A 14,082-nucleotide genomic window follows, 5' to 3' on the forward strand; every position below is an offset into this window, starting at 1 on the left:
GAACCGGAAAAAAGTGGTATCATTTCTGTATATGTCTGCAGTGTAAGACTGCATATCTGCTACAAAAGAAGGAGGAGTATTTTTGAAAAAGAACAAATATGAAATCGACATGTGCAACGGCACGATTATGGATAAGCTGATTTCCTTTTCGCTGCCGCTGATGGTGTCGGGAATTTTACAGCTCATGTTCAATGCGGTTGATATTATTGTAGTCGGACGGTTCAGCGGAAGCCAGGCGCTTGCGGCTGTCGGATCGACAACGGCACTCATCAACGTGTTCATCAACCTGTTTATGGGAATTTCACTCGGTGCGAATGTACTGGCGGCGCGGTATTATGCGGCGGGGCGCGACCGGGAGATGTCGGAAACGGTACATACATCGATCATGCTGGCGCTGATCAGCGGCGTTGTGATGGCGTTTGTGGGCGTATTTTTTGCAAAAGGCGCGCTGGAGCTGATGGATACACCGGCGGATGTCATTGATCAGTCGGCATTGTATATGAGAATTTACTTTATGGGAATGCCGTTTTTCATGCTGTACAACTACGGTGCGGCGATTCTGCGTGCCGTCGGCGACACGAAGCGGCCGCTGTATTTCCTGATTGTATCGGGTGTGATCAACGCTGGTCTGAATATGTTCCTCGTGATCGTGTTCAGTCTCGGCGTGGCAGGTGTGGCGATTGCAACGGTGGTTTCGCAGGCGATCTCCTGCGTGCTGGTTCTGCGGTGCCTCTATAAGAGCGAGGGAAGTTATCAGCTCCGGTTCTCGAAGCTGTGCCTGAAAAAGGATTACATCATCCCGATTTTCCAGGTCGGCATCCCGGCGGGTATTCAGAGTACCGTCATCAACTTCTCGAACGTGCTGCTGCAGTCATCCGTCAATTCCTTCGGTTCGATTGCAATGGCAGGCTACACGGCGGCCAACAATGTGCTGGGATTTTTATACACCTCAGTCAACTCCGTCACCCAGGCGTGCATGAGCTTCACAAGCCAGAACTACGGTGTCGGAAAATACAAACGAATGGATAAGGTGCTGATCGACTGCCTGATTCTCTCCAGCGGCATCGCACTGGTGATGGGTGGCGGCGCGTATCTGTTCGGTACGGAAATCCTGCAGATTTACACCGGGGACCCGGAGGTTATCCGCTGCGGTATGGAAATTCTGTCGATCACGACGGTTCCGTATTTCCTCTGCGGCATCATGGACCTCTTCCCGGGAGCCCTGCGCGGTATGGGATGCTCGGCGGTGCCGATGATTCTGTCCGTCATCGGAACGGTCGGAACGCGAATCGTGTGGATCTTCGGCATTTTCCCGCAGCACCGCTCGCTGTATGTGCTGTTCATTTCGTATCCGGGATCGTGGATCATCACGATTATCATGCAGGTGATCTGCTATCTGATTATGCGGAAGAAAGTCTACAGCCGGGCAGCAGCCGTATAAAAAAGAGAAAAAAGACAAAAAGCCAGAAAAACCGCGGATAAATCCATTTTTAGGTGGAATTATCCGCGGTTGTGTGATAAGATGACTGTATGCGAAGAGGCAGGTAGAAGATACAGGGACACCTGCCTCTTACTCTGTGAAAAAGGAGAGAAGAGAGAACATATGAAAAAGTTTTATGCATGGTATCAGAAGCATATTACAGGTGCGATCTTTACCGGACTGCTTCTCGGTATCTTAACCGGACTTCTTCTGGCGGACCGCTTTACGCCGATTCTGACCGTAACCGGCGTCATCGGCGGCATCTACATGAACGCCTTGAATATGATGATTTTCCCGATGGTATTCTGCTCAATTGTCATGGGCATCTGCAGCATCGGAAATGCAAAAACGACAGGTAAGATCACCGGCTACTCGATGATTTTCTTCCTGTGCACCACCGCGATTGCAAGTGCAGTCGGCATTATCATTCCAAGACTGATCCGCCTCGGAAAGGGAGTCCATTTTGAGATGGCAACTTCCGATATCCAGGCGACCGAGATGACCAGCATCCTCGACACGATCAAAAACCTGATTCCGTCCAATCCGGTGAAAGCATTTGCGGAGGGCAACATGCTCCAGGTACTCGTGTTCGCTGTCGTTGTCGGCTTTACGCTGATTGCGGTCGGAGAGAAGGGACAGCCGCTCTTAAACGTGATCGACTCCCTGAATGAGGTCTGTTTAAAAGTCATCAGCACCGTTATGTACTTCACCCCGATCGGTGTCTTCTGTACGATCGTGCCGGTTGTCGAGGCAAACGGAACCAAAACCATCGTTTCCCTGGCAACCCAGCTCATCATTCTGTATGTGGCATTCTATGGATTTGCGATCGTCGTCTACGGCGGCGCTGTAAAACTCATCGGAAAGACGAGTCCGGTCAAGTTCTTTAAGGCGATCATGCCGGCAGCCCTGAATGCATTCGGAACATGTTCCAGTTCCGCGACGATCCCAATCAGCAAGCGCTGTGTCGAGAAAGAACTCGGCGTTTCGAACCAGATCAGCAGTATCGCAATCCCGCTCGGTGCCACCGTCAACATGGATGCGGTATCGATCCTGATGTCGTTTATGATCATGTTCTTCGCAAATGCCTGCGGCATCAGCGTCAGCATTTCGATGATGGTGATCATTCTGCTTGCCAACGTCCTGCTTTCTGTCGGAACACCGGGTATCCCGGGCGGTGCGATCGCATCGTTCGCAGCACTCGCCACGATGGCAGGTCTTCCGGCCGGCGTCATGGGCGTTTACATCAGTATCAATACACTGTGTGACATGGGTGCCACATGCGTCAACGTCATCGGCGATATGGCAGGCTGCGTTGTGCTGCAGGAGAAAATCAAACTGGAAGAAAACTAAAAAATGTTACATAGAAAAAGAGGGATTCCTTTCACGGGAGTCCCTCTTTTGCAATGCGTAAAATAAATTAAATATAGTCCGAAACATATGGAATATGGTGGAAGAGCAGGTCGTCCAGGCATTCCACAGTCTGTGGCGTCGTTTCGATGCGCGCCATCTCATACAGCTTGGAAGCCGTCTTGTAGCCGAGCAGCAGTGTCGTGAGCGATGCGATCGTCATTTTCATCACATGGTCCGGCTCGCGGTCGGTCGGCACACAGTGTCCTTTTTCAAAGAAGAATGTGAAGCTGTCATTGTTCCACGGAAGCAGCTCATCCTCGATCTCAAAACGGATACACACATCCGGCTCGTCCGGGTCGCAGGCGTAATGTTCCATAAACTGCACGACATCGATGATACGCCCCATCGAGTACGGGCGAATCGTTTCTTTGATATCGCTGTCCTCAAGCTCGAACGCGATGGGTTCACTGTAGTAGTTATTTCCTTTGACCTCATCGATCATGGAATCGTGCGCATGAATATACTCCCAGAGTCCCAGCTGCGCTTCGCGGTTCAGATAGATCATCTCTTTGATATGCATGATATCGGAGCTGATCAGATAGACCATGTAGCCGTACGGCACATCATCAGCGGAATAGTAGATCGCAACGACGGTATCATCCTCATCCCAGCGGAAATATTCTTCCCACGCCAGATTGTTGCGGTAGAGGCAGCCGTGCGTCTTCGAAGCAAATTTGGTATGTAGTTCCTTAAAATCCTTGTCATCCCATGCTACGCGGCGCACATAGCCAGGGGCTTTGAGTTTCCGCGGCACCTGCGTGTCCTTGATGGTGTACGTCATCTTATTGGAAATGATTTCCCATCCGAGATTCCGGTAGAGCGGAATAGAGTAGGGATAGAGAAGCGCAAAGGAACGGTGGTTTTCCCGCATGCGCGTGAGACTCCGGATCATCAGCTTTTTCATGATGCCCTGGCCGGTGTATTCCGGGTAGGTGCAGACGCTGGTGACAAAACCGACGGGATAGCGGACACCGTAGATATTCATGTCCAGCGGATAAACCGCGAACTGTGATACCAGATCCTCCTCGCAGAAACAGCCGAGCACATCGGCACGGACGAGAACCGGGAATTTGGACTGCTTGATTTCATCGTCTTTCCATCCGCTTTCGGAAAGCTCCTGCTCTGTAACCTGAAAGGCGTAGCGCAGAAGTGCATTGTACTGCTCTGCGTCGTCGATGGTCAGCGGGCGGAAGGTTAAGTTCGAATCTTTCGTTTGAATCATGGATTACTCCCTCATTTTATTGTGAATCAAAGTATAGTGAATCAGATACTTTATTTTTTCGTAAATATTCTATCATAAGAAATGGAATTTGTGCAGTTAAAAATAAAGCCCATTCCGCAAATTTGGTAAAAAGATCAAAATAGTGTTAGAAATCGGATAAAAACTTCAAGAAACAGACAAAAAAATCTAATAAAATGAAAAACATACAGGGATAGTCTGCGCGAAAAAGTAGACATACGATTTCCAGGGTGACTGCGTTGAGATCGACGTGTTCAATCCGGAGACAAGAAAATATGTCTGGGACGTATGCAAGAAGAACTACTACGATTACGGCATCAATGCTTTCTGGCTGGATAACTCCGAGCCGGATTACGGTGTTTACGATTTCGATCATTACCGCTATATTGAAGGACCGGCGCTCTCCTGCAGCAACATCTATCCGCAGTTATACAGCCGTGTCTTCTATGATAAGAAGAAAAAACCGACCGCGTAAAACCGGTCGGTTTTTTTGAATAAATTTCCATTACAGGACGGTTTTTGTACACTTTTTTCTTGACGAAACGGGAAACAATCGTTACACTATTATGTATAACTGTAATTAAAATGGGAAAATGTAGCAAAACGCGGAAGCACACAAAGGGGTAATGAAGTTTTGTGTGTACCGGGGAGAAGAGAGGGAAACAGATGAATCAGACCGAATTGCCGGAATGTGAAAAAATAAATAAGAAAGAGCCTTCTAAGGATGTTCAGATGACACAGAAACAGGCAGAACGTCTGGTGGAACATCTGAAGAATATTTTCATGTATGTGCGGGTTCTCCGTCCGGATGAGATCGGAGATTTTATTATCGATGAAGAGAATGGCAAGCTGTGTGAATGCTACGCAGTATGGAACAAAGCGATGCCGTGCCTTAACTGTATTTCCGAAAAAGCCCTGCGGGAGAAATCGCAGAAATCAAAAATGGAATGCATTGCGTCGAATGTGTATCAGGTCATTGCAAGATACGTGGAGATCGAAGGAGAACCATGCGTGATCGAGATGATCAACCGTCTCGACGATGAAACACTGATGGACTCCGAAGGACGCCAGAATCTGGTAAGCAAGCTGAACAGCTACAGCGAAGAGCTGTATCGTGACGCGCTGACCGGAGTATTCAACCGCCGCTACTTCGAAGACCAGATCCGGGACGCCAGCTTTTGCTGCGGCGTAGCCATGATCGATCTCGATGATTTCAAATTATACAACGATACATACGGCCACAATGCCGGAGATATGGCGCTTGACACCATTGTAAAGACCGTCAAGCGCTGCACCCGACGTACCGACCGTCTGATCCGCTTAGGAGGAGACGAATTTCTGCTGGTTCTGCCGGAGATGGATGAGGAAAACTTTGTACAGAAATTAAAACAGATTCAGTCACAGATCCATGAGGCACAGGTGCCGGGCTACTCGAAGATGCGTCTTTCCGTCAGCGTAGGAGGTGTTCTGACAAGAGATGAGACGATCGGCGAAGCTGCGATGCGTGCCGACCAGCTGATGTATCTTGCAAAACAACGGAAAAACATGGTTGTCACCGAGAAAGACCAGATCCTGGGTTGTCAGGACGATGTTGTCCGTCAGGAAAACCGCAGAGAAAAACAGCGCATCCTGATCGTGGATGATTCCGAGATGAACCGTATCATCCTCTCGGAGATTCTGCAGGATGAATACGATATCATCGAGGCTTCCACCGGCGAAGAGTGCCTGCGTCTGCTGGAAGAATACGGAACAGGCCTTGCGCTGATCCTTCTGGATATCGTCATGCCGGGCATGGACGGTTTCGGAGTGCTTGACTACATGAACCGCAACCACTGGATCGAAGAGGTTCCGGTCATCATGATATCGAGCGAGGATTCCACCACATTTGTGCGCCGTGCGTATGAGCAGGGCGTATCCGATTATATCAGTCGTCCGTTTGATGCAAAAGTTGTTTACCAGCGTGTCTTCAATACGATCAAATTATATGCAAAACAGCGCCGTCTCGTGACGCTCGTCACCGAGCAGATTTACGAAAAAGAGAAAAACAATCAGATGATGATCAGTATCCTGAGTCATATCATGGAATTCCGGAATGGCGAGAGCGGACTTCATGTCCACCACATCAACGTTCTGACCAGTATGCTCCTCGAGCGTCTGGTACAGAAGACAGACCGCTACCACTTAAGCTGGTCCGATCAGCTGATGATCACAACGGCATCCGCGCTGCACGATATCGGAAAGATGGGCATTGACGAGAACATTTTAAATAAGCCGGGAAGGCTGACGAAAGAAGAGTTCGAGGAGATGAAGAAACATACCCTGATCGGAGCGTCCATGCTGAAGAGCCTGGAACTGTATCAGGACGAGAAGCTGGTACAGATTGCGTACCAGATCTGTCGCTGGCATCATGAGCGGTACGACGGAAAGGGTTACCCGGACGGCTTAAAAGGTGAGGAGATCCCGATTGCAGCCCAGGTTGTATCAATTGCCGATGTTTACGATGCGCTGACAAGCGAGCGTGTCTACAAATCGGCATACACGCACGAGAAAGCCATCGAGATGATCCTGAACGGCGAGTGCGGTGCCTTCAGCCCGCTGATGCTCGAGTGTCTGCTCGATATCAAAGATGCCATCTGCGAGGAGCTGAACACCATATCCGAAGAAAAACAGACTTCGATTCAGATTGAAAAGCTGAAAAAAATCTGAAATCGGGGGGGGGCAGAGCTGAGTTTTCTGAACTCTGATGAGAAGTTATCCACAGAAGATGCCTGGGAGAACAGGTATCATGCGGATTCGAAAGACGATCTTAAATAAAAATATACCAAAACCCATGGATTTCTGAAAAGATTCCATGGGCTTTTCGCACCTTTGTGCAAATTTTTGTTGTGATTCCGGAGGACAACTGCTATAATAACAGAAAATGTCAAAAAATACGACAAAAATACCGGAAGAGGGCTGTGCGAACAAGTACACACAAGTCTGGAAAGGATAAATATCATGAATCAGTTGGAAGTATTACGAGAGAGCCTTGGACAGTGCGATGAGATTATTCTGGATGCGCTGCTGATGAGAAACCGTATTGTCGAGGACATTATGGTATATAAAGAAGCAAATAACGTGCCGATTCTCCAGCCGGAGCAGGAAGCAAAACAGAAGGAATGGCTGGAACGCCGGATGCAGGAAAAACGCCATAAAAACGAAGTGGCGGATGTTTTCGAGAGCATCACAAGAAACAGTAAAAAGATTCAGGCAAGAAAGCTGTTCAATTATAATATTGTACTGATTGGCTTCATGGGAGCCGGAAAGAGCACCATTTCCGATTATCTCAAAACCGTGTTTGCCATGGATATCATCGAGATGGATCAGATCATCGCAGAGCGTGCCGGTATGAGCATCTCCGATATTTTTGAGACTTACGGCGAACAGTATTTCCGTGACTGCGAGACGAATCTTCTGATTGAAATGCAGTCGAGAACAAACGTTGTCATTTCGTGCGGCGGCGGAACTCCGATGCGTGAGTGCAACGTTGCGGAGATGAAAAAGAACGGCCGCGTTGTTCTTCTGACTGCAAAGCCGGAGACGATTTTAGACCGTGTCAAAGACAGCCACGACAGACCGCTGATCGAGAACAACAAAACCGTTCCGTTTATCGCAGATCTGATGAGCAAGCGCCGTGAGAAATATGAGGCCGCAGCCGACATTATCATCGAGACGGACGGAAAGAGCGAGCTGGAGATCTGTGAGGAGCTGATCCACAGCCTGCGGCAGATGGATGCAAAAGCGGAATAAAAGAGAAAAAGCAAAGAAAAAGAAGAAGCAAGAAAAAGCAAGAAAAAGAAAGAAAAAGAAGAAGGAGAATGCTGTGTGCGACGGCAGCCTCCTTCTTTTCCTTTTGATACCGAATTGTTGCGCACTTAAAAAATACAAAATGTGTAGGAAAAAAGATTGACAAAAAAGATATTTTTCGATATTCTGATAAAAGTTGGGCTAAAATCACGTGAAAAGATTGAAAAAACAAGGTATTATTTCGTGCTATTGTCCGAATAAGAGAAAAAATTCAGGATAATTATATGAAAAACAATGGCCCGTGTGCAGACATAGCCGGATCAGCCGGGGAGGGTCTGCGGAAAACAAAGGAGGAACACCAATGAGAAAAAGAAACAAAGTCGTTTCTCTGCTTTTGGCAGGATGCATGGCAGCCGGTCTTCTGGCCGGATGCGGAAGCAGCGGAGAGGCACAGGTAGCAACTGCTGACAATGCTACAGCGGCATCAACCAGTACTGGAGCAGCGGATTCTGCAGCACCGGAGACTGCAGGTGAAGTGGACGGACAGATCAATCTTCGCGCGGTATCCTTTGGAAACAACTTCGATGTACAGGATATGGGATGGCGCTGGATGATGGCAGAGTGCTACGAAGGACTGATGCGTGACGTAGCAGATGAGAACGGAGACCGTTTCGAGTACGCCGGTGCAGAATCCATGGACGTATCCGACGACGGACTGGTTTATACCTTCCATCTGAGAAAGGATGCAAAATGGTCCGACGGACAGCCGGTTACCGCAGCAGATTATGAGTACGGCTGGAAACGTCTGTTAAATCCGGAATACGGATATTCCTATTCTTTCTTCCTGTTTAACGTAGTAGGAGCAGAGGAGTATTATAACGGACAGGGTTCTGCCGATGAGATCGGAATCAAAGCAGTTGACGATTACACCTTCGAGGTTACCTTAAAGGTAGCGGATCCGACCTTCCAGTCCAAGCTGGTAGCAACTCCGCTTTACCCGACCCGTCAGGATGTCGCAGAGGCAGCCGGAGACCAGTGGGGAAAAGACTGGACAAAGTGTGTCTACAACGGACCGTTTGCCATGACCAACCTGGTAGAAGATAACTCCATGACATGGGTAAAGAATGACCAGTACTGGGATAAGGACAACGTAAAACTGAATCAGGTAAACTGGTACTGTGTAGCAGAGAACGCAACAGCAGCAACCATGTTCGATAACGGACAGCTGGACGTTTTCGATGCAGCAGGCGATTACATTGCAAAATATGACAAAGAAGTAGAAGCAGGCAATATGCAGACCATGACCACCGAGTACCCGGGAACTATGGTTTTGTGCTACGAGCAGTCTGAGGGCGGAAAATCCGGTCTGATGAAAAACGTAAACATCCGCAAGGCAATTTCCTACTCCATCAACCGTGAGGAGATGGTATCAGCTGTTTACGGAAGATACACCGCAGCTTACGGCTTCGTTTCCCCGGCGATCACGCTCGACGGAACTTCCTACCGCAAGCAGGCGTCGGAGACGATGAAAAAGGAATATGAGCAGTATGCAGGAGATGCAGACAAGTTAAAAGCACTGTTCCAGAAAGGCCTTGATGAGCTTGGTATCACCGATAAACCGGAAGACATCACCATTACACTGCTGTCCCAGGGTTCTGCTACCGAGAATCAGCTCGAGAGAGAGTACCTGCAGCAGTCCATTTCCCAGAATCTGGGCGTAAAGGTAGAGCTGAATACCGTTGGCGATTACCAGATGTTTGCAAACGAGCGCGATAACAAGAACTACGATATCTTTGTAGGCGGATGGTTCAGCGATTACAACGATCCGCTGGATTTCCTGAACATCATGAAGACAGGCGTTTATGATTCCTACGGCCTCTATAGCAACAGCGAGTACGACAGCCTGATCAATTCTCTGACCGGAGAGAACGACAACGCAAAACGCCTTGAGATTTACCAGAAGCTGGAAGATCTGCTGGTTGCACAGGATTGTGGTGTTGCACCGCTGTACTACTCTGATAAACATTACTATTATCAGAACTGGGTAAAAGATTTCTACACATCCTCCTTCGGCGCAAGCCAGGAGCTTTACAGAGCAACTGTAGAGAAATAAAAAAAGCAGCAAAACAGAAGAAATGAGGGAAGAAGGGCTTATGAAACAATAGGCTCTTCTTTCGCTATCATAATAAAATTCCGGTCGAAAAAGACCGGACAGGGAGAGGATTTTTATGCCAAAATATTTACTGCGCCGTTTCGCGGAAATGCTGATCACACTGTTTCTGATTGCAACGGCCACGTTTTTCCTTCTGGAAGCGGTTCCGGGAGATCCGCTGACGGAGCGTGCGAGCAAGCTCTCGCCGACCGTAAAGGAAAACCTCTATAAGCGCTACGGCCTCGACAAGCCGATGATGGAGCGCTATGTGATCACAATGAAGGGAATCTGCAAGGGAGAGTTCGGGGAATCTGTTGTCTATGCGGGACAGACGGTACAGAAGCTGATTCATGACCGTCTTCCGGTATCCGCCCGCCTTGGTATCCAGCAGGTGCTGGCCGGTATCACGATCGGTCTGCTGCTTGGAATTCTTGCGGCAATGAGGAGGGGAAGCTTCTGGGACTATATGGTGATCGCCCTGTCGGTCCTCTTGATTTCCATTCCGAACCTGATCTTTGGTCTGATGCTTCAGAAAATTTTCGCAGGTAACCTGAAGGTTCTGCCGACGATCGGCTGGCCTGCGGGAAAGGATCTGTGGTTCGGAGGATGGGAATACACGATTCTTCCGACCCTGACAGGATGCTTTTCTTATATCGCAACGTATGCGCGTCTGCTGAAAACCTCGATGCTCGATGTGATCAATCAGGATTACGTGCTGACTGCTGAATCGAAGGGCTTAAGCCGCGGACAGATTATCCGCCGCCATATCCTTCGGAACTCGTTTATCCCGGTTATCACACAGCTTCCGATGTCGGTTGCCATGTGTATCACAGGCTCCTTCTTCATCGAGAGCATCTTTTCCATCCCGGGAATCGGACAGTATTATGTGACGGCGGTCAATAACCAGGATCTTTCCATTATCATGGGAGAGACGGTTATTATCGCAGCACTTTACATCGGTGTTCTCTTTATCACGGACCTGCTGTACGTGGTCGTTGACCCGAGAATCAGTCTGACAGGAAAGAGCAGATAAGGAGGATATTATGGCAGCATTAACACCGGAAAAATTTAAAGTAATAGGATACACCGAGGAAGATGCGAACCGGATTGACCGCCCGACCATTTCCTACTGGCAGGACGCCTGGAGACGGCTCCGCAAAAACCCGATCGCAATGGGATCTCTTGTTGTGCTCGGTATTCTGCTTGTCATGGTCATCATCGGACCGCATATCAAAGGATATGATTATGTATCCATGAATATCGCCGAGAAAAACCAGGGCGTATCGTCAAAATACTGGTTTGGAACCGACAACCTGGGACGTGACCTCTTCTCAAGAGTCTGGGTCGGCGCGCGGGCATCACTGATCATCGCGATCGTTGCAACGGCAATCAAACTCATCATCGGAACGGTATATGGCGCGCTGATGGCACATTTCGGCGGCTGGGTCGATGAGGTTCTGATGCGGATCATCGAGGTTATCAACTCGATTCCGTCTCTGCTTCTTACGATTCTGATCATGATGATTCTTGGAAATAACCTGTTTGCACTTCTGGTCGCGCTTAGTGTCACCGCATGGTGTAACACGGCACGTCAGGTGCGCGGTATGATCAAACAGCTCCGTGAGACGGAATACGTTTACGCGGCGGAGGTGCTCGGTGCAAAACCGCTCCGCATCATCTTAAAACACTATGTACCGAATATGCTGGGTATCCTGATTCTGGATACGGCGACGGCAATCCCGATGTTTATTTTTACGGAGGCAGGTCTTAGCTTCCTCGGCATCGGCCTCAAGGCACCATCGATCAGCCTTGGTGTCCTGATTTCGATGGGACAGCAGAACATGGATTTCTATCCGTCACAGCTTCTGTTCCCATGTCTCGTGCTCTGTATCATCGTTATGGCATTCAACCTTCTGGGAGACGGCCTGCGCGATGCCCTGGATCCGAGACTTCGCCAGTAATAAGTGGGAGATAACGATATGAACGAACAAAACAATCCGATTCTGGAAGTAAAAAACTTAAGAGTCTCTTATCACACCTATGCCGGTGAAGTAAAGGCAGTCCGCGGTGTACAGTTTTCTCTCGAGAAAGGTCAGGCGCTCGCAATTGTGGGCGAATCCGGCTGCGGAAAATCTGTAACGGCGAAATCCATCATGGGCCTCATCAAGGCCCCGCAGGGTGAGATTAAAGAGAACAGTGAAATTCTCTATCATGGAGAGAATATTCTGAAATACAACAAAAAACAGTGGCAGCATTACAAAGGCGGCGAGTGTGCAATCATTTTCCAGGATGCGCTGGCTTCCTTAAATCCGACGATGCGTGTCGGAAAACAGATTATGGAAAATCTGATGGGCCACAAAAACATGACAAAACAGGAAGCGGCAAAGGAGGCTGTCGAGATGCTGCGCATGGTCGGCATCCCGGAGCCGGAAAAACGTGTCAGACAGTATCCGCACGAATTTTCCGGCGGTATGCGTCAGCGTGTTATGATCGCGATTGCATTTGCCTGTGATCCGAAAATTCTGATCTGTGACGAGCCGACGACCGCACTCGATGTGACAATTCAGGGACAGATTCTCGATATTATCAAGAATCTGCAGAAGAAAAACCAGACGTCCGTTATCATGATCACACATGATCTTGGTGTTGTGGCGAATATCGCACAGAAGATTGCTGTCATGTATTCCGGTATTATCGTGGAAAGCGGAACGTGTGAGGATATTTTCTATCGTCCGCGTCACCCGTATACCTGGGCGCTGATCCGTTCCGTACCGCGTCTGGATCTGAAAAACAAGCAGGAACTCGCGACAATTCCGGGAACTCCGCCGGATCTTTTAACCCCGCCGGTCGGATGTCCGTTCTGCACGCGGTGCAGCTATTGTATGCCGATCTGTAAGGAAGAGATGCCGGAGGCAACGGAATTCGGCGGCGAGCATAAAGCTGCCTGCTGGCTCCATCACCCGATGGCACCAAAAGTAGAAATGCCAAATCTGGAAGGAGGAGAACTGTAATGGAAAATAACGAAAAAGAAGTGCTTTTTTCCGTTTCCCATCTGAAAAAATATTTTCAGGTCGGAAACCATGCGACCTTAAAGGCCGTGGATGATGTCTCCTTCGAAATTTACAAGGGTGAGACACTTGGAATGGTTGGCGAGTCCGGATGTGGAAAGACAACGTGCGGCCGTACCTGCATCGGCCTGTATGACAAGACCGACGGACAGGTGCTCTACAAGGGAACCGATGTCCATGCGTTAAACGGAAAAGAGCGGTTTGCCTTCAAAAAACAGGTACAGATGGTCTTTCAGGATCCGTATGGATCACTCGACCCACGTATGACCGTTGCCGACATCATCGGCGAGGGCATCGACATTCACCATCTGGCAAAGAATAAGAAAGAGCGCCAGGAGATGATCTACAAATATCTGGAACTGGTCGGACTGAACCGCGAGCATGCGAACCGTTTTGTGCACGAGTTTTCCGGCGGACAGCGCCAGCGAATCGGTATTGCGCGTGCGCTTGCCGTGCAGCCGGAGTTCATCGTTCTCGATGAGCCGATCTCCGCACTCGATGTTTCGATCCAGGCACAGATCGTCAATCTTCTTGTGGATCTGCAGAAAAAGATGGGACTGACCTATCTTTTCGTTGCCCATGATCTGTCGATGGTCAAACATATTTCCGACCGTGTGGCGGTTCTGTATCTGGGAACGCTCGTCGAGCTGACGACATCCGAGGAGCTGTACGCCAACCCGCGCCACCCGTACACACAGGCACTGCTCTCCGCGATTCCGATTCCGGACCCGAAAGTAGAGGCAGAGCGCGACCGCAAAAAAATCCGCCTCGAAGGCGAGGTGCCGAGCCCGATCAACACGAAGCCGGGCTGCAAATTCCAGGGAAGATGCAAGTACGCAAAAGACATCTGCCGACAGCAGATGCCGGAATTAAAAGACGTGGGCAACAATCACTTTGTGGCATGTCATTTCTGTGATGCGTTAGAAGAAAATAAGGAATTGTAAAA

At 49.1% G+C, this 14,082-nt stretch carries 10 protein-coding genes and 1 pseudogene; 10 read left to right on the top strand and 1 reads right to left on the bottom strand.

What is annotated here, in order from left to right:
- Positions 1–109: 109 nt before the first annotated feature.
- Together DWZ44_RS11825 and DWZ44_RS11830 are read left to right on the top strand one after the other, a co-directional pair.
- On the top strand, positions 110–1,441 hold the full coding sequence (locus DWZ44_RS11825) for an MATE family efflux transporter (RefSeq protein ID WP_117804950.1): 1,332 nt from the start codon (positions 110–112) through the stop codon (positions 1,439–1,441).
- Positions 1,442–1,603: 162 nt separating this feature from the next.
- Entirely contained in the window at positions 1,604–2,830 is a 1,227-nt protein-coding gene (locus DWZ44_RS11830; RefSeq protein ID WP_117802377.1) for a dicarboxylate/amino acid:cation symporter, read from the top strand.
- Between the two features lie 67 nt (positions 2,831–2,897).
- On the opposite strand, the gene DWZ44_RS11835 is transcribed toward DWZ44_RS11830, so the two are convergent.
- Positions 2,898–4,112 (bottom strand): GNAT family N-acetyltransferase, encoded by a 1,215-nt coding sequence (locus DWZ44_RS11835; RefSeq protein WP_022462381.1) that lies wholly within the window; start codon positions 4,110–4,112, stop codon positions 2,898–2,900.
- A gap of 256 nt (positions 4,113–4,368) precedes the next feature.
- On the opposite strand from DWZ44_RS11835, the pseudogene DWZ44_RS11840 reads away from it, so the two are divergent.
- The 8 genes and pseudogenes from DWZ44_RS11840 to DWZ44_RS11875 form a co-directional block, all read left to right on the top strand.
- Positions 4,369–4,605: pseudogene (locus DWZ44_RS11840) on the top strand (TIM-barrel domain-containing protein); the annotation flags it as partial.
- A gap of 191 nt (positions 4,606–4,796) precedes the next feature.
- The gene (locus DWZ44_RS11845) at positions 4,797–6,836 is read left to right on the top strand and encodes a diguanylate cyclase (RefSeq protein ID WP_243110730.1); all 2,040 of its coding nucleotides are present in this window, start codon (positions 4,797–4,799) and stop codon (positions 6,834–6,836) included.
- A 291-nt stretch (positions 6,837–7,127) separates the two neighbouring features.
- Complete coding sequence (locus DWZ44_RS11850) at positions 7,128–7,919, top strand: shikimate kinase (protein ID WP_117761637.1); 792 nt, start codon at positions 7,128–7,130, stop codon at positions 7,917–7,919.
- Positions 7,920–8,277: 358 nt separating this feature from the next.
- Positions 8,278–10,029 (top strand): peptide ABC transporter substrate-binding protein, encoded by a 1,752-nt coding sequence (locus DWZ44_RS11855; protein WP_117804933.1) that lies wholly within the window; start codon positions 8,278–8,280, stop codon positions 10,027–10,029.
- A 115-nt stretch (positions 10,030–10,144) separates the two neighbouring features.
- A complete protein-coding gene (locus DWZ44_RS11860; RefSeq protein ID WP_117509869.1) occupies positions 10,145–11,101 on the top strand; it encodes an ABC transporter permease in 957 nt (318 codons plus the stop codon).
- Positions 11,102–11,111: 10 nt separating this feature from the next.
- Positions 11,112–12,029, top strand: coding sequence for an ABC transporter permease (locus DWZ44_RS11865; RefSeq protein WP_022462668.1), 918 nt, complete (start codon positions 11,112–11,114; stop codon positions 12,027–12,029).
- An 18-nt stretch (positions 12,030–12,047) separates the two neighbouring features.
- The gene (locus DWZ44_RS11870) at positions 12,048–13,079 is read left to right on the top strand and encodes an ABC transporter ATP-binding protein (protein ID WP_117804934.1); all 1,032 of its coding nucleotides are present in this window, start codon (positions 12,048–12,050) and stop codon (positions 13,077–13,079) included.
- Positions 13,079–14,080: an ABC transporter ATP-binding protein gene (locus DWZ44_RS11875; protein WP_022462666.1), complete on the top strand. Its 1,002-nt coding sequence runs from the start codon at positions 13,079–13,081 to the stop codon at positions 14,078–14,080. The genes DWZ44_RS11870 and DWZ44_RS11875 overlap by 1 nt, the downstream gene beginning before the upstream one ends.
- Positions 14,081–14,082: the final 2 nt, after the last annotated feature.

The organism is Blautia sp. AF32-4BH (genome assembly GCF_003460565.1).
GTDB classification, from domain to species: Bacteria; Bacillota; Clostridia; order Lachnospirales; family Lachnospiraceae; genus Fusicatenibacter; species Fusicatenibacter saccharivorans.

Bases quoted from the DNA above. Each gene is read 5' to 3' on its own strand.
- DWZ44_RS11865 (WP_022462668.1), top strand. From the start codon at position 11,112: ATGGCAGCATTAACACCGGAAAAATTTAAAGTAATAGGATACACCGAG.
- DWZ44_RS11870 (WP_117804934.1), top strand. From the start codon at position 12,048: ATGAACGAACAAAACAATCCGATTCTGGAAGTAAAAAACTTAAGAGTC.
- DWZ44_RS11835 (WP_022462381.1), bottom strand. From the start codon at position 4,112: ATGATTCAAACGAAAGATTCGAACTTAACCTTCCGCCCGCTGACCATC.
- DWZ44_RS11855 (WP_117804933.1), top strand. From the start codon at position 8,278: ATGAGAAAAAGAAACAAAGTCGTTTCTCTGCTTTTGGCAGGATGCATG.
- DWZ44_RS11845 (WP_243110730.1), top strand. From the start codon at position 4,797: ATGAATCAGACCGAATTGCCGGAATGTGAAAAAATAAATAAGAAAGAG.
- DWZ44_RS11850 (WP_117761637.1), top strand. From the start codon at position 7,128: ATGAATCAGTTGGAAGTATTACGAGAGAGCCTTGGACAGTGCGATGAG.
- DWZ44_RS11825 (WP_117804950.1), top strand. From the start codon at position 110: ATGTGCAACGGCACGATTATGGATAAGCTGATTTCCTTTTCGCTGCCG.
- DWZ44_RS11860 (WP_117509869.1), top strand. From the start codon at position 10,145: ATGCCAAAATATTTACTGCGCCGTTTCGCGGAAATGCTGATCACACTG.
- DWZ44_RS11875 (WP_022462666.1), top strand. From the start codon at position 13,079: ATGGAAAATAACGAAAAAGAAGTGCTTTTTTCCGTTTCCCATCTGAAA.
- DWZ44_RS11830 (WP_117802377.1), top strand. From the start codon at position 1,604: ATGAAAAAGTTTTATGCATGGTATCAGAAGCATATTACAGGTGCGATC.